18 protein-coding genes are annotated in these 24658 nt (G+C 72.2%); 6 read left to right on the forward strand and 12 right to left on the reverse strand.

The features are described from left to right. Window position 1: 1 nt before the first annotated feature. A complete protein-coding gene (locus HUT12_RS10125) occupies window positions 2-1249 on the forward strand; it encodes a glycosyltransferase (RefSeq protein WP_176093215.1) in 1248 nt (415 codons plus the stop codon). Here HUT12_RS10125 and HUT12_RS10130 read toward each other — a convergent pair whose 3' ends face one another. The 3 genes from HUT12_RS10130 to HUT12_RS10140 all read right to left on the reverse strand — a co-directional run bounded on the left by HUT12_RS10130 (window position 1250) and on the right by HUT12_RS10140 (window position 4838). Further along, on the reverse strand, window positions 1250-2671 hold the full coding sequence (locus HUT12_RS10130; RefSeq protein ID WP_131052507.1) for an O-antigen ligase: 1422 nt from the start codon (window positions 2669-2671) through the stop codon (window positions 1250-1252). Window positions 2672-2736: 65 nt separating this feature from the next. Beyond that, on the reverse strand, window positions 2737-3741 hold the full coding sequence (locus tag HUT12_RS10135; protein ID WP_176093216.1) for an SDR family oxidoreductase: 1005 nt from the start codon (window positions 3739-3741) through the stop codon (window positions 2737-2739). Further along, entirely contained in the window at window positions 3738-4838 is a 1101-nt protein-coding gene (locus tag HUT12_RS10140; RefSeq protein ID WP_357212620.1) for a polysaccharide biosynthesis protein, read from the reverse strand. Before HUT12_RS10140 ends, HUT12_RS10135 begins: the two co-directional genes overlap by 4 nt. Before the next feature lie 185 nt (window positions 4839-5023). On the opposite strand from HUT12_RS10140, the gene HUT12_RS10145 reads away from it, so the two are divergent. From HUT12_RS10145 to HUT12_RS10155, 3 genes are read left to right on the forward strand one after another with little or no spacing between them, the layout of a single operon-like run. After that, a complete protein-coding gene (locus tag HUT12_RS10145) occupies window positions 5024-5764 on the forward strand; it encodes a sugar transferase (protein ID WP_131056611.1) in 741 nt (246 codons plus the stop codon). Next, the gene (locus HUT12_RS10150) at window positions 5761-6690 is read left to right on the forward strand and encodes an NAD(P)-dependent oxidoreductase (protein WP_176093217.1); all 930 of its coding nucleotides are present in this window, start codon (window positions 5761-5763) and stop codon (window positions 6688-6690) included. Before HUT12_RS10145 ends, HUT12_RS10150 begins: the two co-directional genes overlap by 4 nt. Continuing rightward, on the forward strand, window positions 6687-7934 hold the full coding sequence (locus HUT12_RS10155) for a glycosyltransferase family 4 protein (protein ID WP_176093218.1): 1248 nt from the start codon (window positions 6687-6689) through the stop codon (window positions 7932-7934). Before HUT12_RS10150 ends, HUT12_RS10155 begins: the two co-directional genes overlap by 4 nt. Window positions 7935-7955: 21 nt before the next feature. On the opposite strand, the gene HUT12_RS10160 is transcribed toward HUT12_RS10155, so the two are convergent. Together HUT12_RS10160 and HUT12_RS10165 are read right to left on the reverse strand one after the other, a co-directional pair. Continuing rightward, window positions 7956-8384: a hypothetical protein gene (locus tag HUT12_RS10160; protein ID WP_176093219.1), complete on the reverse strand. Its 429-nt coding sequence runs from the start codon at window positions 8382-8384 to the stop codon at window positions 7956-7958. 34 nt (window positions 8385-8418) lie between these two features. Next, window positions 8419-10920 carry a Tex family protein gene (locus tag HUT12_RS10165; RefSeq protein WP_176093220.1) on the reverse strand — a complete coding sequence of 834 codons (2502 nt, stop codon included), beginning with the start codon at window positions 10918-10920 and terminating at the stop codon, window positions 8419-8421. Between HUT12_RS10165 and HUT12_RS10170 the strand changes: the two genes are divergently transcribed. Next, window positions 10919-12430 carry a deoxyguanosinetriphosphate triphosphohydrolase family protein gene (locus HUT12_RS10170; RefSeq protein ID WP_131052870.1) on the forward strand — a complete coding sequence of 504 codons (1512 nt, stop codon included), beginning with the start codon at window positions 10919-10921 and terminating at the stop codon, window positions 12428-12430. The two genes, HUT12_RS10165 and HUT12_RS10170, sit on opposite strands and share 2 nt — an antisense overlap. A gap of 72 nt (window positions 12431-12502) precedes the next feature. On the opposite strand, the gene HUT12_RS10175 is transcribed toward HUT12_RS10170, so the two are convergent. From HUT12_RS10175 to HUT12_RS10200, 6 genes are all read right to left on the reverse strand, one after another. Beyond that, the gene (locus tag HUT12_RS10175; RefSeq protein ID WP_176093221.1) at window positions 12503-13651 is read right to left on the reverse strand and encodes an MBL fold metallo-hydrolase; all 1149 of its coding nucleotides are present in this window, start codon (window positions 13649-13651) and stop codon (window positions 12503-12505) included. 53 nt (window positions 13652-13704) lie between these two features. Next, window positions 13705-14472, reverse strand: coding sequence for a serine hydrolase (locus HUT12_RS10180; protein ID WP_236145747.1), 768 nt, complete (start codon window positions 14470-14472; stop codon window positions 13705-13707). A gap of 197 nt (window positions 14473-14669) precedes the next feature. After that, the gene (locus tag HUT12_RS10185; RefSeq protein ID WP_131053377.1) at window positions 14670-15851 is read right to left on the reverse strand and encodes a zinc-dependent alcohol dehydrogenase; all 1182 of its coding nucleotides are present in this window, start codon (window positions 15849-15851) and stop codon (window positions 14670-14672) included. Window positions 15852-16195: 344 nt separating this feature from the next. Next, a complete protein-coding gene (locus HUT12_RS10190; protein ID WP_176093222.1) occupies window positions 16196-16957 on the reverse strand; it encodes a succinate dehydrogenase/fumarate reductase iron-sulfur subunit in 762 nt (253 codons plus the stop codon). After that, window positions 16954-18891 carry a fumarate reductase/succinate dehydrogenase flavoprotein subunit gene (locus HUT12_RS10195; RefSeq protein WP_131053379.1) on the reverse strand — a complete coding sequence of 646 codons (1938 nt, stop codon included), beginning with the start codon at window positions 18889-18891 and terminating at the stop codon, window positions 16954-16956. Before HUT12_RS10195 ends, HUT12_RS10190 begins: the two co-directional genes overlap by 4 nt. Before the next feature lie 2 nt (window positions 18892-18893). Beyond that, the gene (locus tag HUT12_RS10200) at window positions 18894-19586 is read right to left on the reverse strand and encodes a succinate dehydrogenase cytochrome b subunit (protein ID WP_255446612.1); all 693 of its coding nucleotides are present in this window, start codon (window positions 19584-19586) and stop codon (window positions 18894-18896) included. A gap of 77 nt (window positions 19587-19663) precedes the next feature. On the opposite strand from HUT12_RS10200, the gene HUT12_RS10205 reads away from it, so the two are divergent. After that, a complete protein-coding gene (locus HUT12_RS10205) occupies window positions 19664-20596 on the forward strand; it encodes a LysR family transcriptional regulator (RefSeq protein WP_131053380.1) in 933 nt (310 codons plus the stop codon). On the opposite strand, the gene hrpA is transcribed toward HUT12_RS10205, so the two are convergent. Then, window positions 20593-24573: an ATP-dependent RNA helicase HrpA gene (gene hrpA, locus HUT12_RS10210; RefSeq protein ID WP_176093223.1), complete on the reverse strand. Its 3981-nt coding sequence runs from the start codon at window positions 24571-24573 to the stop codon at window positions 20593-20595. The two genes, HUT12_RS10205 and hrpA, sit on opposite strands and share 4 nt — an antisense overlap. Between the last annotated feature and the right edge of the window lie 85 nt (window positions 24574-24658).

Below are 24658 nucleotides of genomic sequence, written 5' to 3' on the forward strand. Positions count from 1 at the left end.
GATGAACGACAGGATCCTGGTACGCGGCCCGGAGCAACGCCGTCCGGCGACCACCCGGGTACGCCCGGTCCGGCCACTGCTCGTCGGCGCGTACGCCTTCCCGTACGGCGACGCCACCTCCAACCGCCTGCGGCAGCTCGCCCGCAGCGCCGCGCCGGAGGGGGAGCGGACCCTGGTGGTGAACGACTGGCCCTGCGAGGTCCCCTTCCCCGGCCCCTTCGGCGACGTCGCCGGCATCGACCTGATCACGCTGCGGGTCCGGGGCGGCAACCGGCTCACCCGGATGGCGGCCCGCCTCGCCCGACCGGTACGCGTGCTGCGTGCCCTGCGTCGCGAGGGTGTCGACCGCGACGACGTCGGCGTGGTGCTGCTGCCGATGGCGATGATGACGCTCGGCAACTGGGCGGTGCTGCGGCTCGTGCTGCGCGCACCGGTGGTGGTGGACGCCAGCGAACGCCACGACCGGCACCAGTTCGCGCACGGCTGGCTCACCCCGTACTTCGTGCGGCACCGCTGGTCCACCTTCCTGACCACCCGGCTGGTGCGCCGGGCCACGGCGGTGACCGGTGCACTCGCCGACCACCTCGGCGCGTACGGCCTCGACGTGCTCGTGGTGCCGCCGCAGGTGGACTGTGCCGAGTTCGCGCCACCCCGGACACCGTCGCTGGCCGACGGGCTACGGCTGCTCTACGCCGGCACCCCGGGTCGCAAGGACATGCTCGACGTGATCGTGCGCGGCATCAGCCGGCTCGCCCCGGCGGACCAGCGGCGGGTGAGTCTGACCATCGCGGGCATCACCCGCGAGCAGGCCGCCACCGGGTCGGACCTGGACCCGGCGCTGCTGGACCGGGTCGCCGCCGAGGTGACCTTCCTCGGCCGGGTGCCCCGCGACACCGTGTTGACGCTGCTCGGCGGCGCGCACTTCTCGATGCTGGTCCGGCCCACCGGCGGGTACGCCGCGCACGGCTTCCCGTCGAAGGTGCCGGAGAGCCTCGCCGCCGGGTGCCCGGTGCTGCTCAACCACACCAGCGACCTGGCCGCGTACGTGCGGGACGGCGTCGAGGGTCTGGTGCTCGACGGGAACGGTCCGGACGACGTGCGTCGCGGGATCGAGCGGGCGCTTCGCCTGCGGGACGAGGACTGGACGGCGATGAGCCGGGCCGCGCTGTCCCGGGCCCGTGAGTCGTTCGACCACCGGGCCTGGCAGTCCCGGGTCACCGCGTTCCTGACCGCCGAGGGCCGTCGCTGATCAGCCGGGCAGCCCGGCCGGTGCCCGCCGGCCGGGCCGGGTGCGTACGCCCTCGGTGACACCGGCCTTCTCGTCCGGGTCGGCGGTGGGCCGGTGCAGCAGGGCGGCCACGGCGAGCCAGAACACGTACGGGTACGGCTGCCCGGTGCCGAAGATGGCCGACTCGGTCAACTGCACCATCACCCCGCTGACCACGAGCCAGACCAGGCCCGAGTTGGCCCCGCGCACCGGTGCGCGCAGCGCGCCGCGCCCGGCGGCCAGCAGCAGTGCCACCAGCGGGACGACGGCGGTGAGCCCCAGCTCCAGCAGCAGTTGCAGGTAGCTGTTGTGCACCACGCTGACGCCCGCCCCGAAGAACTCGTCGTAACTGGCGAGTTCGAACAGGTGGTTGCGGGACGCGTACCCGAAGCCCAGCGTGGGCCGGTTCTGCCACCACAGGTCGACGGTGGCCTGCCACATCTCGGTGCGGCCGTTGGACAGGTCGGCGCCCTCGGGATCGGTGAAGCGCAGCACGATCCGCTGCATCCACGGCGCCGAGAAGATCACCGGCAGCAGGTTGAACAGGTGCGCCACCAGCAGTGTCGCGGCCAGCGCCGTGACGGTGCGGACCACCGGCCCGAGCCCGTGCCGCAGCAGGACCCAGGCGGCGCCGACGAGCACGGCGACGATCGCGGTCCGCGACTGCGACAGCAGCAGGCAGACGCCGGCCGGCAGGACGCCGAGCAGCAGGACGGGTCGGCGGTACTCCTGGTACACCGCCCAGCCCAGCGGGATGGCCAGGGCGCACACGATCCCGAGCATGTTCGGGTTGTTGTAGATGCCCTGGAACCGCTGGCTGCTGGACAGCGCGGCGGTCAGCACGCCGCCGCTGACCCCGTACCCGAGGCTGACCAGGGCGGAGACGCTGAGGACCAGGTAGACCGTCCGCAGGTCGGCCAGCATCACCCCGCGCGCGGACCACCGCCTGCGCACCAGTACGTGCACCAGGGCGGCAAGCAGCACCAGGGCCACACCACGCTGGAAGGTCTCCATCGGGACCACCGACCAGACGGTGCTGAGCGTGGCGAGCCCGGCGACCGACCAGAGCGCGACGACGAGGACGCCGGTCCACGGCGCGAGCCGGACCGGGGCCCGGACCGGCCGGCACAGCCCCCACACCACCAGGGCGGCGACCGCGGCGTAGCGCGGATAGAAGCTCAGCTCGACCAGGGCCGGGAGGTCCGACGAGGCGCAGACCAGCAGCGCCGTGGTCAGACCCAGCAACCACCGCCAGCCGTCCACCCGACGGACCAGGGCGACCAGCAGGAGAAGCAGGGTCAGTCCGATCGCGACCAGCGGGGCGTCGACCGCGACGAGGGTCGTGACCACGACGAGTGCCGCCGCCCCCGCGACGACGCCCCACTGGGCCAGACGGTTCAACACGTGGTGTCCTTCGGTTCGCGGCCGGCCCGCGCACCACGCGGCCGGCGGGTCGTCCTCGTCCGCCGTCAGACCCGGATGCCGGGCCGGTCCGTCGACGCCTCGGTCCAGCGGGTGCGGGCCGCGTGCATGGCCCGGACCATCTCCGGCCAGTCCGGCGGCCGGTAGCCGGTGGCTCCGGCGAGCGCGTCGGCCCGCATCGAGCGGTCGCAGACGAACCCGTCGTCCGGCACCAGCTCACCCGGCCATCCGTACACGTCGGCGACCAACCGCAGCAGGTCGTGCTTGGTGATCGGGTCGGCCGCGACGTGGTAGAGCCCGGTCAGGTCCTCGCGGGGCAGCACCACGGTGCGCAGCAGCCGGGCGAACTCGACGGTCGTCACGCCGGTGTAGACGGCCCGGGTGAAACCGCGTACCTGGCCCCGTTGGGCGAGGAACCAGTCCACCAGGGAACGGTGGGTGGCCAGCTCGTGCCCGACGATCGACGTGCGCAGGGTGAGCGCGGACGGCCCGGTCGCCTCGCCGAGCAGCTTGGACCGCCCGTACAGGTCGGGCGGATCGGGCAGGTCGTTCTCGGCGTAGCCACCCCGTCGACCGGAGAAGACACAGTCGGTGCTGACGTGCACCAGCCGGGCGCCGAGGTCGGCGCAGGCGTCGGCGAGCAGGTGCGGCAGGAGCGCGTTGAGCGTGACGGTCGGCACCGCCTCCTGCACGTCCGGCCGCTGCTTGATGACGCCGACGCAGTTGATCACCACGTCCGGCCGCAGCAGGTCGAGGAAGCGGCGGACCTCGGCGAACCCGGTGGCGTCGACACCCGTGGTGATCCGGTCGCGCAGGTGCGCCGGGAACCACCCCGCGTCGTCGTCGACGCGCCGGGCCAGGCCGTGCACGTCCAGGTCGGGGTCCTCGCTCAGCTCGCGCAGGAGAGCGTGGCCGAGCATGCCGGTCACCCCGACGACGAGTACCCGCCGGGTGGCCGGGCGCGACGCGGCGTCGGCCTGGTCGCGCCGCCGGGGCACCCGTTCCGTCGCGCCGCCGCCCGCGACCGGGTCGGCACCGCGCCGCTCGGTCATGCGGGTACGACGGCGGCCGCCGCGGCCTCGAGCTGCGCCCGCACCTCGGGCAGGGTCCGCAACAGCGCCTCGATCTCCGGTACGGAGAGCCGGCGGGCGTTGTGCGAGTGGAAGTCGGCCAGCGCGCCCCGCTCGACGTTGCCCTCCTCGAAATAGAGGGCGTAGTTCAGGTCGCGGCTGTCCACCGGCACCCGGAGGAATTCCCCCAGGTCCTCGGCGTGGGCGAGTTCCTCCCGGCTGGCCAGGGTCTCGTAGAGCTTCTCCCCGTGCCGGATGCCGAGCACGTCGAACTTGGCGGGCACCCCGAACAGGTTGCACAGGGCGGTGGCCAGGTCGCCGATGGTGCAGGCGTCGGCCTTGCGGATGAACACGTCGCCCGGCTGTCCGTGGCGGAAGGCGTGCTCGACCAGGTCGACCGACTGCGCCAACGACATCAGGAAGCGGGTCATCGACGGTTCGGTGACGGTCGGCAGCGCGCCCCGGCGGATCTGCTCGATGAACAGCGGGATGACCGAGCCGCGCGAGTACATCACGTTGCCGTAGCGCACACAGCAGACCCGGGTCCGGGCCTGTGCGTTGTTCCGGGCGTGCGCCTGGGCCACCTTCTCCATCAGGGCCTTGGTCATCCCCATCGCGTTCACCGGGTAGACGGCCTTGTCGGTGCTGAGCAGCACCAGCGTCTCGACGCCGACCCGTTCGCAGGCCTCGACCACGTTCGCGCTGCCGAGCACGTTCGTGCGCAGCGCCTCCAGCGGAAAGAACTCGCAGGACGGGACCTGCTTCAGGGCGGCGGCGTGGAAGACGAACTCCATGCCCCGGGCAGCCTTGAGCACACTGTCGTAGTCGCGGACGTCACCCACGTAGTAGCGGACCCGGTCGTCGCGCAGACGGTGCCGCATCGCGTCCTGCTTGGATTCGTCGCGGCTGAGGACCCGTACCTCGGTGGCGCCGGCGTCGAGCAGCCGGGAGACCATCGTCTGGCCGAATGACCCGGTGCCACCGGTAATCAGAAATCGCCTGTCCGAAAGCGAGGAAATCACATCTGGCCCTGCCTGTTCCCTGTCGAGTGTTCCGCGGTGAGTCGGGACAGCATCCACCGGCGAACATACCGATTCACGAACTGGTCCGGGTCGGCTTTACCGAATTTGAAAAGGAGTCTCGTTCGGATTTCCGGAGTGGGTGGATCAAAGCGAGCGCCATTCATTCCACCGTACGGTCCGAACCGCGCGCCACAAAATGTGAAAGCGCGATCCGGTGCAGTGGAGAATGATATGCGTATCGCATGCCAAAAGTTGCTCTCCATGCGACGCACACGCGTGCCGGGGCTCCCGGCGAGGCCAGCGACCGGCGCGGAATCGCCGAGGACCCGGCGCTCCGGCGACCCTACGACCGGTGGAAGCGGCTGCTCGACGTCGTGGGCGCCCTCCTCGTCCTGGTCCTGGGCGCACCGTTGATGGCCCTGGTGGCCCTCGTGGTGCTGATCGCCCACGGTCGGCCGGTGCTGTTCCGGCACAAGCGTCCCGGCCTGCACGGCGAGCTGTTCGAGATGGTCAAGTTCCGGACCATGCGGCACCCCGACCCGGACCGGGGGCTGGTCACCGACGCGCAACGCCTGACCCGGGTCGGCCGCTGGCTGCGGGCCAGCAGCCTGGACGAACTGCCGGAGTTCTGGAACGTGCTGCGGGGCGAGATGAGCGTCGTCGGCCCCCGCCCGCACCTGGTGCAGTACCTCGACCTCTACAGCCCGGAGCAGGCCCGCCGGCACGACGTACGGCCCGGCATCACCGGGCTCGCGCAGGTCCGTGGCCGCAACGCGCTGGAGTGGCAGGCCAAGTTCGCCCACGACGTCGAGTACGTCGACCGGTGCTCCTTCCTGCTGGACCTGAAGATCGTGCTGGCCACCGTCTGGGTGGTGGCAAGCCGCCAGGGCATCTCCGCGCCGGGGGCGGCCACCTGGCACGAGTTCACCGGCAATCCACCACAGTCGTCGGTCTCCGAGGCGGATCCCGCGTACCGCCGATGAACCGGGTCCTGCTGCTCGGTGCCGGCGGGTTCCTCGGGCGGCACGTCCGGGCCCTGCTCGCCGCGCACGCCGACGTCCGGGCGCCCGACCGGATGGCCTGCGACCTGGTCCGCATCGAGCTGCCGGCGCTGATCGCGCTGCTGGCCCGGGAACGGCCCGACGTGGTGGTGTCCGCCGCCGGCCGGATCGTCGGCTCCGGGTACGACTTCGTGCGCGCGCACGTGCTGGCCACCGCCAAGCTCGTCGAGGCGATGGCCGAGGCCGTACCGGCGGCCCGGCTGGTCCGGATCGGGTCGGCCGCCGAGTACGGTGCCGTGCCGTACGGCCTCGCGGTGTCCGAGGACCACCCGTGCGCGCCGGTCAGCGAGTACGGGCTCAGTCACCTGACCGCGACCCGGCTGGCGGAACTGGCCGGTGCGGCCGGCCGGGTCGACACGGTCGTGCTGCGGGTCTTCAACCCGGTCGGACCCGGCATCCCCGCAGGCAACGTGCTCGGTCGGGTCACCGGGCTGATCAGGTCGGCGCACGCCGCCGGGGACGACGGGATCGCGCTGGGCCTGCACGACACGTACCGCGACTTCGTCGACGTGCGGGACGTGGCGTCGGCGGTCCTGGCGGCGGCGCGCAGCGCGCCCACGACCGACCGCGTCGTCAACGTCGGCAGTGGCCGGGCGGTGGCCGTCCGCGACGTGGTCCGCCTGCTGGCCGAGGTGGCCGGGTTCACCGGTGACATCCGGGACGGCGGCTTCGCCGCCGACGCCGGGCGCTCCGCCACCGTGCCGTGGATGTGCGCGGACACCACACGTGCCGGGCGGGTGCTCGGCTGGGCGCCCGCGTACGACCTGCGCGAGTCGCTGACCGCGCTGTGGCGCACCGACGGTGCCGCGCCGCCGGTACGCCCGCTGGCCCAGGTGGAGACGGGATGAGGCACATGCGGATCGGCCTGCTCACGCAATGGTTCGACCCGGAGCCCGGCCCGGCCGCACTGCCCGGGATGCTCGCCACCGCCCTCGCCGGCCGGGGGCACGAGGTGCAGGTGCTCACCGGCTTCCCCAACTACCCGACCGGGCGGCTGGCCCCTGGCTACCGGATGGCCCGCCGCCGGGACGAGACCGTCGGCGCGACCAGGATCCGGCGGGTCGCGCTCTATCCGAGCCACGACCGTTCCGCGCTGCGCCGGGTGGCCAACTACGGCTCCTTCGCGGTCTCCGCGCTGGCCTCCGGCACGCCGGTGCTGCGCGGGCTGGACGCGCTCTGGGTGGGCAACTCGCCGATCAGCGTCGCGCTCCCGATGTGGTTCGCCCGGTACGCGCACCGGGTGCCCGTGCTGCTGCACGTCCTCGACCTCTGGCCGGACAGCGTGGTGGCCAGCGGCTTCCTCGGCACCGGGCGGCTGTCTCGGACCGTCGAGCGGGGCATGGCCGGCTGGTGCGACGCGATGTACCGCAGCGCCGCCCGCGTCGCCTGCGTCTCGCCCGGCGCCGTGGACCTGCTCGCCGGTCGTGGCGTACCCCGGGAGAAGCTGCGGCACATCCCGATGTGGGCCGACGAGACGCCCCGGCCCCGCGCCGGTGACCTGCGCGCGGAGCTGGGCCTGCGACCCGACCAGGTGGTCCTGGTGTACGCCGGTGCGCTCGGCGAGGCACAGGGGCTGGACTCGCTCGTCGACGCCTGCGCCCGGGTGGCCGACCCCCGGCTGGTCTGCGTGATCGCCGGCTCCGGCACCACCGAGGAACGGCTGCGTCGCCGGGCCGAGGAACTGGGCGCGGCCCACGTGCGTTTCCTCGGGCAACTGCCCCGGGAGCGGATGCCCGCGCTGATGGCCACCGGCGACGTGCACTACGTGAGCCTGCGGCCGGGCGGCATGTCGGCGTACACGATGCCGAGCAAGGTGCAGGCCACCCTGGCCGCCGGACGGGCGCTGCTGGTGGCCGCCGAGGGCGACGCCGCCGACGTGGCCCGCGACAGCGGAGCCGGGATCACCGCCCGGCCCGGCGACCCCGACTCGATCGCCGCCGCGCTGCGCGAACTCTGCGACCTGGGCCGGGAGAAGCTCGACCTGCTCGGACAGGCCGGTCGGCAGCACTACGAGCGGGTCTTCTCGGTCTCCGCCGGTGCGCAACGGGTGGAGCAGGCGCTCTCCGAGGTGGTCGACACCCACCGACGCTGAGAGGGTCGGCGGCGAGGAGCGTCAGGGCCAGTCGTCACCGGCGTCCAGGCGTCGGTCCAGCAGCTCCGTCAGGGGCAGCGACTCGCCGTCCCGGCCACCCCGGCCGACCACCAGCGGCGGTGGGACCGGCGGGCAGACCGTGCCGAACAGCAGCGCACGCAGACTGTTCGGCACGGTCAGCAGATAGAAGTTCCCCCTGGTGTCCACCGCCCGCGAGCGGCCCCGGTCGACGTACCAGCCGGTCAGCCCGGTGCGGTAGCGGTGCCGCCCGTCGTACGACGTCACCCGCAGCCGCTCCGGGCGCAGACCGCGCGCGGTCGCGTCGGCGGCGAAGCGGTGCACCAGCTCCGCCGCCGCGGCCTGCTCCACGGCCCGGGCCCGGGACTCGGCCTCGGCGTGCGCGTGCACCGCCCGCCGCCGCTGCTCCCGCCAGTCCTCGTCGCCCGCCATGGCGCTCACCGTACGCCGCCCACCGGGGGAGGGCTCAGGCCAGTCCGGCCCGACGCAACGCCTCGGCCATCGCGTCGTTCGCCGGCCCGGCCGGACCCCGGCCCTGCCGCTGCTGCGGCCCGCCACGCTGTCCACCCCGGTCACCGCGACCGCCGCCGCGTCCACCCTGGCCACCACTGCCCTGCCCGCCGCCGTCCCGGCCGCCCCGGTTCTCCCGACCGGCCTGGTTCTCCGGACGGCCCGGGTTCTCCCGACCACCGCGCTCGCGCGTGCCGCCCCGGGCGGCCTCCGCGTCGTCGTCCAGCCGCAGCGTCAACGAGATGCGCTTGCGCGGCACGTCCACGTCCAGCACCTTGACCTTCACCACGTCGCCGGACTTCACCACCTCGCGCGGGTCCTTGACGAAGGTGCGCGACATCGCCGACACGTGCACCAGACCGTCCTGGTGCACCCCGACGTCGACGAAGGCGCCGAAGGCGGCCACGTTGGTGACCACGCCCTCCAGCACCATCCCCGGCGTCAGGTCACCGATCTTCTCGACGCCCTCGACGAAGGTGGCGGTCCTGAACTCCGGACGCGGGTCGCGCCCCGGCTTCTCCAACTCGGCGAGGATGTCGGTGACCGTCGGCAGACCGAACGTCTCGTCGACGAAGTCGGTGGCCCGCAGACCGCGCAGGATCGCCGACCGGCCGATCAGCGTCCGCAGGTCCTGCCCGGTGGTCGCCAGGATCCGGCGCACCACCGGGTACGCCTCGGGGTGCACGCTGGAGGAGTCCAGCGGGTCGTCGCCGTCGGGGATGCGCAGGAAGCCGGCGCACTGCTCGAACGCCTTCGGCCCGAGCCGGGGCACCTTGCGCAGGTCGGAGCGGCTGCGGAACGGCCCGTTGGCGTCCCGGTGCAGCACGATGTTCTCGGCCAGCCCGGCACCGATCCCGGAGACCCGGGTCAGCAGCGGCGCGGAAGCGGTGTTCACGTCCACCCCGACGCCGTTGACGCAGTCCTCCACCACCGTGTCCAGCGAACGGGAGAGCTTCACCTCCGACAGGTCGTGCTGGTACTGCCCGACGCCGATGGACTTCGGGTCGATCTTCACCAGCTCGGCGAGCGGGTCCTGCAACCGGCGCGCGATGGAGACCGCGCCACGCAGCGACACGTCCATCCCGGGCAGCTCCTGCGCCGCGTACGCGGACGCGGAGTAGACCGAGGCACCCGCCTCGGAGACCATCACCTTGGTCAACCCGAGCTGCGGGAAACGCTTGATCAGGTCACCGGCGAGCTTGTCGGTCTCCCGGCTGGCCGTACCGTTGCCGATCGCCACCAGCTCCACCCGGTGCGCCGTGGCGAGCCGGGCCAGCGTCTCGATCGAGGCGTCCCACTGCCGGCGCGGCTCGTGCGGATAGATCGTGTCGGTGGCGACCACCTTGCCGGTGGCGTCCACCACCGCCACCTTCACCCCGGTCCGCAGACCCGGGTCCAGACCCATCGTGGGCCGGGCCCCGGCCGGCGCGGCCAGCAGCAGGTCGCGCAGGTTGGTGGCGAAGACCCGGACGGCCTCCTCCTCGGCCGCCTGCCACAACCGCATCCGCAGGTCCGCGCCGAGGTGGATGAGGATCCGGGTACGCCACGCCCAGCGCACCGTGTCGGCCAGCCACCGATCCGCCGGCCGCCCCTGGTCGGTGACCCCGAACCGGCCGGCGATCGCCGCCTCGTACCGGGTCGGTCCGGTGACCGTGTCGGCGTCGCCGTCGGCCTCCGGGTCCATGGTCAGGTCGAGCACACCCTCCTTCTCGCCCCGGAACATGGCCAGGATGCGGTGCGAGGGCAGCTTCGGGTACGGCTCGGCGAAGTCGAAGTAGTCGGCGAACTTCGCGCCGGCCGACTCCTGCCCCTCGCGTACCCGGGCCACCAGCCGGCCGCGCGACCACATCTGCTCGCGCAGCGTGCCGATCAGGTCGGCGTCCTCGGCGAACCGCTCGATCAGGATGGCCCGCGCCCCGTCCAGCGCGGCGGCGGCGTCGGCCACCCCCTTGTCCGCATCGACGTAGCCGGCGGCGGTCTCCCGGGGGTCCCGGGCCGGGTCGCCGAGCAGCGTGTCGGCCAGCGGCTCCAGCCCCGCCTCGCGGGCGATCTGCGCCCGGGTCCGCCGCTTGGGCTTGTACGGCAGGTAGATGTCCTCCAGTCGGGACTTCGAGTCGGCCGCCATGATCTGCGCTTCCAGGGCCTCGTCCAGCTTGCCCTGGGAGCGGATCGACTCCAGCACCGCCGCCCGCCGCTCGTCCAGCTCCCGCAGGTAGCGCAGGCGCTCCTCGAGCGTCCGCAGCTGGGTGTCGTCGAGCAGCCCGGTGGCCTCCTTGCGGTACCGCGCGATGAACGGCACCGTGGCGCCGCCGTCGAGCAGCTCCACGGCCGCGCGTACCTGGCGCTCGGCGACGCCGAGCTCCTCGGCGATGCGCTGATCAACTGAGAGGGTCACGATGGGCTCCGCCTTCTGGTGTGGGTTCCGTGGTGCATTCTGCCGGGCTACCGTGGCGATCATGGAACCACCTGTGGAGCCGCGCGCCCGACGTCTCTTCGGCGGCAGCGCGCGCACCCTCGGCGACCTCGCGAGCAGCCCGTTCCGCGCGGACCGGGACCGCATCGTCGGCTCGCCGTTCTTCACCCGTCTGGGCGGCGTCACCCAGGTGGTCAGCCCCGGCGGGTCCGGGCTGCTGGTGCACAACCGGCTCACGCACAGCCTCAAGGTCGCCCAGGTGGCCCGCGCGATCGCCGAACGCCTCACCGCCGACGGATGGCAGCGTGACCTGGTGGAGAAGCTGGGCGGCTGCGACCCGGACGTGGTGGAGGCCGCCGCGCTCGCCCACGACCTCGGCCACCCGCCCTTCGGGCACCTGGGCGAACGGGTGCTGGACCGGCTGGCCCGGCACCGGCTCGGCCTCACCGACGGCTTCGAGGGCAACGCCCAGTCGTACCGGATCGTCACCTCGACCGAGATCCGGGGCGCGGCCACCACCGGTCTGGACCTGACCGCGGCGGTCCGGGCGGCGATGCTGAAGTACCCGTGGACCCGACTCGACCACCCGGACCCGCACCCGCGCCTGATGGACCCGCCGCCGCGCGGCGCCACCCCGCCCCCGGACGACCCGGACAGCGGTTCGGCCAAGTTCGGTGCGTACCGCACCGAGCTGGAGGACCTGCGGCAGGCCCGCGCGCCGTTCGCCGGTCGGATCGCCGACTGGCAGCAGACCGTCGAGGCGTCGGTGATGGACACCGCCGACGACGTCGCGTACGCCATCCACGACGTGGAGGACTTCTATCGCGTCGGGGTGCTCCAGCAGGGCGCGGTCGCCGCCGAGCTGATGGCCTGGCAGCGGGAGGGCGGCAGCCTGCGGGCCATCACCGACGCGGCGTTGCAGACCTCGGCCCGCCGGCCCGGCTCGGCGATCGAGCGGCTGCGCCGCCAACTGCACCGCAAGGACGCCTGGATCGCCGACGACGACGCCTTCGCGGCGGCCGTCGAACACGTCCGGGAGGAACTGGTCGAGGGCCTGCTGGCGGTGCCCTTCGACGGCTCGATCGAGGCCGAACAGTACGTCGCCCGGTTCTCCGCCCGGTGGACCGACCGTTTCGTGGACGCGATCACCGTGGTCGAGCAGCCCGGCATGCGCTCCGGGCACGTGCTGCTGGCCCCGGCGCAGTGGCACGAGGTGCAGGTGCTCAAGTTCGTCCATCACCGGTTCGTGCTGGCCCGCCCCGACCTGGCACTGCACCAGCGGGGTCAGGCCCGGCTGCTCGGCACCCTGGTCGAGGCGCTGTTGGAGTGGCTGCTCGACCCGGAGGAGGAGTCCCGCCTGCCCCGGCGGCTGCACGACCTGGTCGAGTTGGCCGAGGCGGAGCTGCACCCGCGTACCCCGGACCGGCTCGGCAAGGCGCGGGGCCGCGCCATCGTGGACTTCGTCGCCCAGCTCACCGACGGTCAGGCGGTGGCGATGCTGGACGCCCTCTCCGGTCGCTCCGGCGCCCTCTGGACCGACGCCTTCGTCCTCTGACAGGTGCAAGGAGGGGTCCCTTCCTAACGCCTACGGCATAGGAAGGGACCCCTCCTAACAACAGCGAAGAGCTCAGGCGACCGCCTGCCACCAGCCGTCGACCGGCGGCGGGTCGTCCACCACGACCCGCTCGCCGGGTCGGGGCACGGCCAGCCGGACGTCGCGGGCCTTCGCCTCGGCCCAGAGCCGGTCCACCGGCTCGGACCAGTCGTGCAGCGCGAGGTTGAAGGTCGCCCAGTGCACCGGCACGAACAGCCCGCCGCGCAGGTCGAGGTGGGCGGCGACGGCCTCCTCCGGGAACATGTGGATGCCCGGCCAGGCCCGGTCGTACGCGCCGATCTGCACCAGCGTCGCGTCGAACGGCCCGTGCGCCGCCCCGATCTCGGCGTACCCGTCGAAGTAGCCGGAGTCCCCGGTGTAGTAGACCTTCCGCTGCCGACCGGCGACCACCCAGGAACTCCAGAGCGTGCCGTTGCGTCGCAGTCCCCGGCCGGAGAAGTGCTGCGCGGCGGTGCAGGTGATCTCCAGGTCGGCCACCCGGTGCGTCTGCGACCAGTCCAGTTCGATCACCCGGTGCGCCGGCACGCCCCACCGGTCGAGGTGCGCGCCGACGCCGAGCGGCACCAGGAACGGCGCCGACTGGCGGGCGGTCAGCTCCCGCACGGTGGCCATGTCGAGGTGGTCGTAGTGGTCGTGGGAGATCAGGATCGCGTCGAGCTGCGGCAGTTCGTCGAGGCGTACCGGCGGCTCGTGCAGGCGACGCGGACCGACCGCGTCCGACGGCGAGCACCTGTCGCTCCAGACCGGGTCGAGCAGCACCCGCCGGCCCTCGATCTCGATCAGCGTGGAGGCGTGGCCGTACCAGACGAGGTTCAGCTCGCGGGCCCGGTCGACGTCCGGCGCGGGCGTCGGGCGGACCAGCGGCACGGCACCGGTCGGCCGGCGCTGCTGCTTACCGAAGATCATCTCGCGGAACAGGTTGCTGTCCGGGACGGGCGCCGTCCGGGTGCTCGCCCGGTTGTGGAACGTCCCGTCGTGGAACTGCGGCGACCGGGCCGCCCGTTCCGCCCGCGCCCCGGCCAGTCGGCCACCGAGCGCGGCCGGTACGCCCCGGGCCGCCCACGCGAGTCCGGCCAGTCCGGCCAGCGCGGCCACCCCGGCCACCGATCCCGCGATCCGTCGGCCGGTGACTCGTCCCGTCTGCTCCTTCGGCGCGCGCATGGTTGCCCCCCTCTGCTGATCCCCGCCGTCCACGGTAGCCCTCGCCGTCCGGTTCAGCCGTGGATGCCGGGGCGGAGGGGGCGAGGCTCGCCGGGGCCCAGCCGGTCGGCCAGGTCCAGCAGCCGCCGACCCAACCGGGCCCGGGCCTGCACGGCGGGGTGGGTCGCCCCGAAGTCGTCCGCCCCCGGTTGGCCGGCAGCGAAGAAGGCGTACGTCAGCCGGGGCGTCCCGGCCGTGTCGAAGATCACCCCGGCCTCGTGCCGGGCGTCGCGGAACCAGCCGGCCTTGGTGGCGATCCGGGATCGCTCGGCCGAGGACATGGTGCGCCGGATGCCGTCGGTGAACGCCACCGGTGAGCGCAGCGACCGCAGCACGAACGCCGTCGAGGCGGGGGAGAGCAGGGTGCCGCCGACGAGCGCCCGCAGCAGGTCGTGCGTCTCGCGGGCCGTACTGGTGCCGAGGTGGAACCGGGGCGAGTCGGCCACCGGCTGCACGGACGTGTCCGGGAAGCCCTTCGCCACCAGGATCCGGTTGACCTCGACGGCCGGGCAGACCAGCGCGCAGAGCCGCACCGCGACGTCGTCGGAGACGGTCAGCAGGTTCGCCAGGACGAGCCCCACCGTCACCCGGCTGGGGTACGCGCCGGCCAACCCGAAGATGCCGTCGCCGCCCGGCGTGACGGTCTCGGCGGTCACCTCGACCTGCTGGTCGAGGGCGAGCCGGCCCCGGTCGACCGTGTCGAGCACCGCCGTCGCCACCGCGATCTTGTTGACGCTGTACGCCTCGACCGGCAGGCTCGCCGACTCGTCCACCGCGACCACCGGGCCGCCTGGTCCGGCGAGACTGACGTACGCCTGCCAGTCGCCGCCGGCCCGGACCCGCTCCCGCCGGTACGCCGCCCGGACCCGTGCCGCGATCCGGCTCAGGTCGGCCTGCGTTTCGTCCGGATCGCGAATGACCCACTCCCGTCGGCCCGGGGCCCGTCACGGACACCCTAGACCCGGCCCGTGGCGACCGGTCACGGAGTGAGGACCGCCTTGACGCAGCCGTCCTCCTTGCGCTGGAACATCTCGTACGCCTGCGGGGCCTGGTCCAGCGGCAGCCGGTGGGTGCGCAGGTCCGAGACACCGAGCGGGTCCTCGTCGGTGAGCAGCGGGACGATCTCGTCGATCCACCGGCGTACGTGGCACTGGCCCATCCGCAACTGGATGCCCCGGTCGAACATCTCCATCAACGGCAGCGGGTCGACCTCGCCGCCGTACACCCCCGAGATGGAGACCGTGCCGCCGCGCCGGACGGCCTTCAGCGCGGCCTTGAGCACGACCAGCCGGTCCACCCCGGCCTTGTCGATCATCGGGTCGGCCAGCTTGTCCGGGAGCAGCCCGGCGGCGGCCTGGGCGAACTTGCCCAGCGGCGCGCCGTGCGCCTCCATGCCCACCGCGTCGATGACCGCGTCCGGGCCGCGCCCGTCCACCAGCTCGATCAGGGCACCGGGTACGTCGTCGAGCTGGGACACGTCGAGCACCTCCACCCCGTGCCGACGGGCCATCTCCAGCCGCTCCGGCACCAGGTCCAGCCCGATCACCCGCTCGGCACCGAGCTGCCGGCCGACCCGCGTGCAGAACTGACCCACCGGGCCGAGACCGAAGACGGCCAGCGTGCCGCCGGGCGGCGTGTCCGCGTACCGGACGGCCTGCCAGGCGGTGGGCAGGATGTCCGACAGATAGAGCCAGCGTTCGTCCGGGCCGTGGTCCGGCACCGTGATCGGACCGAAGTCGGCGTGCGGCACCCGCAGGAACTCGGCCTGCCCACCGGGCACCGAACCGTAGAGGGAGGTGTAGCCGAACAGGGCCGCGCCCTTGCCCTCGGCGGTCACCTGGGTGGTCTCACACTGGGCGTACAACTGGCGCTGACACATCCAGCACGACCCGCAGGCGATGTTGAACGGCACCACCACCCGGTCGCCGGGCTTGAGCCGGGTCACCCCCGACCCGACCTCCTCGACGATTCCCATCGGCTCGTGCCCCAACACGTCACCCGGCTTCAGGTACGGCCCCAGCACCTCGTACAGGTGCAGGTCCGAGCCGCAGATGGCGGTGGAGGTGATCCGTACGATCGCGTCGGTCGGCTCCTCGATCCTCGGGTCGGGCACGGTCTCCACCCGTACGTCCCGCTTGCCCTGCCACGTCAACGCCCGCATGTCGGTACCCCCTGAGTCGTCGCCTGAGGGGCTGCTACCCGACCCGACGCGCTTCAACCGACCCCGACCCCGACCCCGCCTCCCTCCCGCTTCGTCATGATCCGCACAACTACCTGTCTCGCCCTCGTCGACCGAGGGGCGTCGATCATGGAGTGGTGGTGCCAGTAAAGCCGTCCAAATCGCCACAGAACCGCAGCCACAACTCCATGATCGGCGCATGCTGCGGGGTGTCGTGGTGCGGGTGCGGGGTGGGTGTGCGAACGGCCGCCGTGCCGGGGGTGGCAGGGCGGCCGTTCGACGTGGCCAGGTGCGGGGGCGGGCCCGACAGGTCGGGACCCGGCGGGTCAGGTGCCGGGGGTGTCGTTGCGCTTGGTGGTGGCGGCCAGGTAGTCGCGGTTCAGGCGGCCGATGGTGGTCAGCGGGATGCCCTTCGGGCAGACCACGGTGCACTCGCCCGCGTTGGTGCAGCCGCCGAAGCCGGCCTCGTCGTGCGCGTCCACCATGCCGATGACCCGGGTGTACCGCTCGGGCTGGCCCTGGGGGAGCAGCGAGAGCTGGGTGACCTTGGCGGCGGTGAAGAGCATGCCGGAGCCGTTCGGGCAGGCGGCCACGCAGGCGCCGCAGCCGATGCAGGCGGCCGACTCGAAGGCGGCGTCGGCGTCGGCCTTGGCCACCGGGACCGAGTGGGCCTCCGGCGCGCTGCCGGTGGGGGCGGTGATGTACCCGCCGGCAGCGATGATCTCGTCGAACGAGTTGCGGTTGACCACCAGGTCCTTGATGACCGGGAAGGCCCGGGCCCGCCACGGCTCGATGTCGATCGTCTCGCCGTCGGAGAACTGGCGCATGTGCAACTGGCAGGCGGTGGTGCCGCGCTGCGGCCCGTGCGCGTCACCGTTGATCATCAGGCCGCACATGCCGCAGATGCCCTCGCGGCAGTCGTGGTCGAAGGCGACCGGCTCCTCGCCGGAGAGGATGAGCCGCTCGTTGAGGACGTCGAGCATCTCCAGGAAGGACATGTCCGGTGAGACGTCCTCGACCTGGTAGGTCACCATCCGCCCCTTGTCCTGGGGGCTGGACTGACGCCAGATGCGCAGGGTCAGGTTCACTTGTAGCTCCGCTGCGTGGGGTGGACGTATTCGAAGTTCAGGTCTTCCTTGTGCAGCACCGACGGCTGCCCGGTGGCGGTGAACTCCCACGCGGCGACGTACGCGAAGTGCTCGTCGTCGCGCTGGGCCTCACCGTCGGGAGTCTGGTGCTCGGCGCGGAAGTGGCCGCCGCAGGACTCCTCCCGGTGCAGGGCGTCGATGCACATCAGCTCGGCCAGCTCGAAGAAGTCGGCGACCCGGCCGGCCTTCTCCAGCGACTGGTTCAGCCCCTCGCCGTCGCCGGGCACCCGTACCCGCTGCCAGAACTGGTCACGCAGCGCGCGGATCTCGTCGATCGCCTTGCGTAGCCCGGCCTCGGAGCGCTCCATGCCGCAGTGCTCCCACATGATCTGGCCCAGCTCGCGGTGGAACGAGTCCACCGTGCGGTCGCCGTCGATCGCGAGCAGCCGCTGGATCCGGTCCTCGACGTCGCGACGCGCCTCGACGGCCGCCGGGTGGCTGCCGTCGACCTGCTCGAACGGGCCGGCGGCCAGGTAGTTGGCGACCGTGTTCGGCAGCACGAAGTAGCCGTCGGCCAGCCCCTGCATCAGCGCCGAGGCGCCGAGCCGGTTCGCGCCGTGGTCGGAGAAGTTCGCCTCGCCGATCACGAACAGGCCGGGGATGGTGGACTGGAGGTCGTAGTCGACCCAGAGGCCGCCCATCGTGTAGTGCACGGCGGGGTAGATGCGCATCGGGACCGCGTACGGGTCCTCGCCGGTGATCCGCTCGTACATCTCGAAGAGGTTGCCGTACTTGGCCTCGATGGCCTTGCGGCCGAGACGCCCGATGGCGTCGGCGAAGTCGAGGTAGACGCCGAGCTTGGTCGGGCCCACGCCACGGCCCTCGTCGCAGACGTACTTCGCGGCCCGGGAGGCGATGTCCCGGGGCACCAGGTTGCCGAAGGAGGGGTAGATCCGCTCCAGGTAGTAGTCCCGCTCGTCCTCCGGGATGTCCTGCGGGTTGCGGTCGTCGCCCTTGGTCTTCGGCACCCACACCCGGCCGTCGTTGCGCAGCGACTCGCTCATCAGGGTCAGCTTCGACTGGTGGTCGCCGGAGACCGGGATGCAGGTCGGGTGGATCTGGGTGTAGCACGGGTTGGCGAAGTACGCGCCCTTGCGGTGTGCCCGCCAGGTGGCGGTGACGTTGCAGCCCTTGGCGTTGGTGGAGAGGTAGAAGACGTTGCCGTAGCCGCCGGAGGCGAGCACCACCGCGTCGGCGAACTCGGTGCTGATCTCGCCGGTGACCATGTCCCGGACGACGATGCCCCGGGCCTTGCCGTCGATGATGATCAGCTCCAGCATCTCGTGCCGGGCGTTCATCTCCACGTTGCCCAGGCCGATCTGCCGCTCCAGCGCCTGGTACGCGCCGAGCAGCAACTGCTGGCCCGTCTGGCCACGGGCGTAGAAGGTGCGCTGCACCTGGGCGCCGCCGAAGGAGCGGGTGTCCAGCAGGCCGCCGTACTCGCGGGCGAACGGGACGCCCTGGGCGACGCACTGGTCGATGATGTTCACCGACATCTCGGCCAGCCGGTGCACGTTCGACTCGCGGGAGCGGAAGTCGCCGCCCTTGACGGTGTCGTAGAAGAGGCGGTGCACCGAGTCGCCGTCGTTGCGGTAGTTCTTGGCGGCGTTGATGCCACCCTGCGCGGCGATCGAGTGGGCCCGGCGCGGGCTGTCCTGGTAGCAGTACGACTTGACCCGGTAGCCCTGCTCGCCCAGCGTGGCGGCGGCGGCACCGCCGGCCAGCCCGGTGCCGACCACGATGACGGTCATCTTGCGCCGGTTGGCCGGGTTGACCAGCTTGGCCTCGAAACGGCGGCGTTCCCAGCGGGTCTCGATCGGCCCGTCGGGAGCCCGGGTGTCGGCGACCGGGTCGCCCTCGGTGAACAGATCCATGGTCAGGACACCAATCCGGTGAGTACGGCGAACGGGACCAGGAGGTAGCCGGCGCAGAGCACGACGGCGAAGGTCAACGCCACCAGGCGGGCCCGCTGCTCGCCACGGGGCGTCTGCTGCCCGAGGCTGCGCAGCGCGCTGAAGATGCCGTGCCGCAGGTGGAAGCCGAGCGCGACGATCGCCAGCGTGTAGAAGAGCGTGACGTACCAGCGCGCGGGCGCGAAGTCGGCTACCACGTTGGCGTACGGCCGGGACGGGTCACCGACCGGGTTCAGCGTGCCGGTGGTCAGGTCCAGGATGTGGTAGATCACGAAGAGCAGGATGATCACGCCGCCCCAGCGCATGGTGCGGGCGGCGTAGCTGCCCCGGACCTTCTTGCGGTGGGCGTAGCGCACCGGGCGGGCGGCGCGGGCCCGCAGCGCGAGGACGGTGGCCGCCCAGATGTGGCCGAGCACCGAGACCAGCAGGCCGATCCGCATGATCCAGAGGAACCAGGCGTGCGGCAGCACCGGGCCGCCGATTCCGCGCAGCCAGTGCGCGTAGTCGTTGAACGACGTGTCGCCCGCGAAGACCTTGAGATTGCCCAGCATGTGCGCGATGAGGAAGAGCACCAGGAAGATGCCCGTCACCGCCATGACCGCCTTCAGTCCGACATTGGATCGGATGGGCGACCGCGTTCTCGTCGTGACTACCACGAGCCCGACGCTAGGAGCACTTTGATCAGTCGTCCAATGCATCGACACCGCAGTCTTGATAGCCATAAGCTATGTAGATGCAGCTCCATCAGCTGAAGTACTTCGTAGCAGTGGCAGAAGTACGACATTTCACCCAGGCAGCCGACATCGTCGGCATAACTCAGCCCTCGTTGAGTAAGCAAATTCACGCCCTGGAGGACAGCCTCGGTGCGCCGCTGTTCGAGCGGGTAAGGGGGAACATCACGCTCACCGCCGCCGGCGAGGTGCTGCTCCCGCTGGCCAAGCGGATCCTGGCCGACGTCGACACCGCCACCCGGGAGGTGCAGGAGCTGGTCGGCCTGCGGCGCGGCCGGGTACGCCTCGGCGCCACTCCCAGCCTGGCCACCTCGCTGGCCCCGCCGGTGCTGCGCCTGTTCCGCGACGCGCACCCCACCATCGACCTGCGGGTGGAGGAGGGCGGCTCTCAGGACCTGGTCCGTGACCTGCTCCGCGGCGACCTCGACCTGGCGTTGATCATTATGCCGGCCCAGGGCACCGACCCCGGGCTGCGCGCCGACCCGATCCTGCGGGAGAGCCTGGTGGTCGCCTCCGTCGACCCGCTGCCGACCGCCTCGACCGGCGACGACCTGCGCATCACCGACCTGCGCGACCAGCCGCTGGTGATGTTCCGCGAGGGCTACGACCTGCGCGACGCCACCCTCCAGGCGTGCCGTGCCGCCGGGTTCGAGCCGACGCTCTCCGTCGACGGCGGCGAGATGGACGCCGTCCTCAGCTTCGTCGAGGCCGGGCTGGGCGTCGCCCTCGTACCCGGCATCGTGGTGGCCCGGCGACCCGGCATCCGGGTCACCCGGCTCGCGCCCCCCGGGGTCCGCCGCACCATCGCGGTGGCCCGCCGCCGCGACGTGGTGCCGACGCACGCCGGCCGCGAACTCCGCCGCATCCTGCTGGAGTACGTGCAGACCGCCACCGCCGACGCGCAACTCCCGCCCGGCGTGGAACCCCTGGCCTAGCCGCTCTCCGCGTCGTCCATGGCGCGATAGATGCGCTGCTCGGAGACCGGGTACGGGGTGCCCAGCGCCTGGGCGAAGACGTTCACCCGCAACTCCTCGATCATCCAGGGGATCTGCCGCACCGCAGCCGAGGTCCGCCGGGCCACCGGCAGCGCCGCGACCATCTCGTCGTACTCCCGTTGCACCACCGCGACCCGGTCCTGCTGCTGCTTGTCCCGCTGCGGGTTCGCCGCCAGCCGGTCCATCCGCCGCTCGATCGCGGTCAGGTAGCGCAGCAGGTCGGGCAGGCGGGCGTACCCGGCCTCGGTGATGAACCCGGCGTGCACCAGGCGGGTGAGCTGGGCACGGATGTCAGCCAGGGCGGCCACCACGGCCAGGTTCCGGGTCGCGCCGAGCCGCTGCTGCACCGCGTACGCCGCGCCGAGCACCGCCCTGACCCGGTCCATCACCTCCACCACCGTGTCCACCAGCCCGGCCCGCACGGTGTCCCGCAGCGCGGCGAAACCCTCGGCGTCCCAGGCCGGTCCACCGGCGTCGCCGACCAGCTTGTCGATCGCCGCCCCGGCCGCGTCCTCGATCAACGCCTGCACCCCGCCGTGCGGGTTGCGGGACAGCGACAGCTTCGCCTCGTTGGAGAGCCGCCCCTGGAGGAACTTCGCCGGTGACGGCACGGTCAACCGCAGCAGCCGTCGGGTGCCCGCCCAGTGCGCGGCCTCCTGCTCGCCGGCCGAGTCGAAGACGCGTACGCCCACCGTGGCGCCCTCGTCCACAAGCGCCGGGTACGCGGTCACCGCGTACCCGGCCCGGACCTGCTCGATGGTGCGCGGCAGGGTGCCGATCTCCCACCCGGTCAGCCCGGTACGCGCCACGTCCGGTGCGGCGGCGGCCACCACCTGGCGTACCTCCGCCTTGAGCCGGCGTTGCAGCTCCGGCAGGTTCTTGCCCTCGGCGACCGGCTTGTCGTCCTCGCCGAGCACCCGGAACGTGACCCGCAGGTGTGCCGGCAGCCGGCTCAGGTCCCAGGCGTCGCGGGGGACCGTCACCCCGGTCATCCGCCGCAACTGCCGGGTCAGCGCGTCCAGCAGCGGCTCCTCGCCGGGGGTGATCGCGGCCAGCGCGGCGCGGGCGTAGTCCGGCACCGGTACGAAGTTGCGGCGCACCGGCTTCGGCAGCGACCGGATCAGCGCGATCACCAACTCCTCGCGCAGCCCCGGCACCTGCCAGTCGAAGCTCTCCGCCGGCACCTGGTTGAGCAGCGGCAACGGGATGTCCACGGTCACGCCGTCGGTCGGGGTGCCCGGCTCGAAGGTGTACGTCACCGGCAGGCTGACCCCGTCGGCACTCCACGAGTCCGGGAAGTCGGCCTCGTCCACCCCGCCCCGACCGGCGTTGACCAGCAGTTCCCGGGTGAACGTCAGCAGGTCCGGCCGCTCGCGCCGCGCCGTCTTCCACCAACTGTCGAAGTGCCGCCCGGAGACCACGTCGGCGGGGATCCGCTCGTCGTAGAACTGGAAGATCGTCTCGTCGTCGACCAGGATGTCCCGCCGCCGGGCCCGGTTCTCCAACTCCTCCACCTCGGTCAGCAGCCGCTGGTTGTCCCGCCAGAACTGGTGGTGGGTGGACCAGTCGCCCTCGACCAGCGCGTGCCGGATGAACAGCTCCCGGCTCAGCGCCGGATCGATCCGACCGAAGGTGATCTTGCGGGAGGTGACCAGCGGTACGCCGTAGAGCGTCACCTTCTCGTACGCCATCACCGCCGCCTGCTTCTTCTCCCAGTGCGGCTCGCTGTAACTGCGTTTCACCAGGTGCTGGGCGAGCGGCTCGACCCACTCCGGCTCGATCCGGCCGTTCACCCGCCCCCACAGCCGGGACGTCTCCACCAGCTCGGCGGCCATCACCCAACGCGGCGGTTTACGGAACAGCGCCGACCCCGGGAACAGCCCGAACTTCGCCCCCCGGGCCCCCAGGTACTCGTGCTTCTGAGCGTCCTTCAGGCCGATGTGGGAGAGCAGCCCGGGCAACAGCGACTGGTGCACCCGGGGCGTGTCGATCTCCTCCGGCAGGTCCGCGTTCGGCGTACGCAACACCTGGCGCAACTGGCTGACGATGTCCTGCCACTCGCGTACCCGCAGGTAGTTGAGGTACTCGGCCTTGCACATCCGGCGGAACGCGCTCGACGACAGGGCCCGTTGCTGCTCGCGCAGATGACGCCAGAGATTGAGGTACGCGACGAAGTCCGACTCGGAGTCGGCGAACCGGGCGTGCGCCTGGTCCGCCTGCGCCTGCCGGTCGGCGGGCCGCTCCCGGGGATCCTGGATCGACAGCGCCGCGGCGATCACCATCACCTCGACGGCACACCCGTTGCGCTCGCCCTCCAGCACCATCCGGGCCAGCCGGGGGTCGACCGGAAGCTGGGCGAGACGCCGCCCGAGCGCGGTCAGCCGGCGGTCCGGGTCGGACTCCGTCGGGTCCAGGGCACCCAACTCGTGCAGCAGGTTCACGCCGTCGGCGATGTTGCGCCGATCCGGCGGGTCGATGAACGGGAAGGCGGCGATGTCGCCCAGCCCGATGGCGGTCATCTGGAGGATGACCGAGGCCAGGTTGGTGCGCAGGATCTCCGGGTCGGTGAACTCGGGGCGGGCCAGGAAGTCCTGCTCGTCGTAGAGCCGGATGCAGATGCCGTCCGAGGTACGCCCGCAGCGGCCCTTGCGCTGGTTGGCGCTGGCCTGCGAGACCGGCTCGATCGGCAGCCGCTGCACCTTGAGCCGCTGCGAGTAGCGGGAGATCCGCGCGGTCCCCGGATCCACCACGTACTTGATGCCCGGCACGGTCAGCGAGGTCTCCGCCACGTTGGTCGCCAGCACCACCCGCCGCCCACCGTGCGGGGCGAAGACACGGTGCTGCTCGGCGATGCTGAGCCGGGCGTACAGCGGCAGGATCTCGGTGTGCCGCAACGCCGGGCGGTTCTCGACGAGCCTGCCCAGCGCGTCGGCGGTGTCCCGGATCTCCCGCTCGCCGCTGAGGAACACCAGGACGTCGCCGGGCCCCTCGGCGGCCAGTTCCTGCACCGCGTCACCGATGGCCTGGACCTGGTCGCGGACGTTCTCCTCGTCCGTGTCGTCGGCGTCCTCGTCGACCTCGACCAGCGGCCTGTACCGCACCTCGACCGGGTACGTCCGGCCGGACACCTCGACCACCGGCGCCGGCACCCCGTCCGGGTGCTCGGCGGTGGGCGGCCCCGCGAAGTGCCGGGCGAACCGGTCGGTCTCGATGGTCGCCGAGGTGATGATCACCTTGAGGTCGGGGCGACGCGGCAGGAGCTGCCGGAGGTAGCCGAGAATGAAGTCGATGTTGAGGCTGCGCTCGTGCGCCTCGTCGATGATCAACGTGTCGTACTGGCGCAGCATCCGGTCGGTCTGCAACTCGGCCAGCAGAATGCCGTCGGTCATCAGCTTGACCAGACTGTTCTCGCCCACCTGATCGGAGAAGCGCACCTTAAAGCCGACCACGTCACCGAGCTGCGTGCCCAACTCCTCGGCGATCCGGTCCGCGACCGTACGCGCCGCCAACCGCCTCGGCTGGGTGTGCCCGATCAGCCCGTGCACCCCACGGCCCAACTCCAGGCAGATCTTCGGCAACTGGGTGGTCTTGCCCGACCCGGTCTCCCCGGCCACGATCACCACCTGGTGATCACGGATCGCCGCCGCGATGTCGGCCGCACGCTCGCTGACCGGCAACTGCGGCGGGTACGTCACCGTCGGCACCGCCGCGCGTCGGGCCGCCAGGCGCGCCTCCGCCTCGGCCACCTCGACCACGATCTCGGCGAGCGTCTCCTCCCGACGCTGCGGATCGCGCACCTTCCGCAACCCGTCCAGCCGCCGACGCAGCCGACGCTGGTCGCGGAACATCAACGGCGAGAGACGACGGTGCACCTCGCGAACCGGATCGGTCGCGGCGGTGGTGGCTTGATTCTGCATGTCGTGCCCAAGGATAGGCAGCGACCCGCCGACCCGCCTCCTGGTTACCCACCCACCCCCTCCCACCCGCCCGCGTGAAAGGAAG

The organism is Verrucosispora sp. NA02020, assembly GCF_013364215.1.
Lineage (GTDB): Bacteria > Actinomycetota > Actinomycetes > Mycobacteriales > Micromonosporaceae > Micromonospora.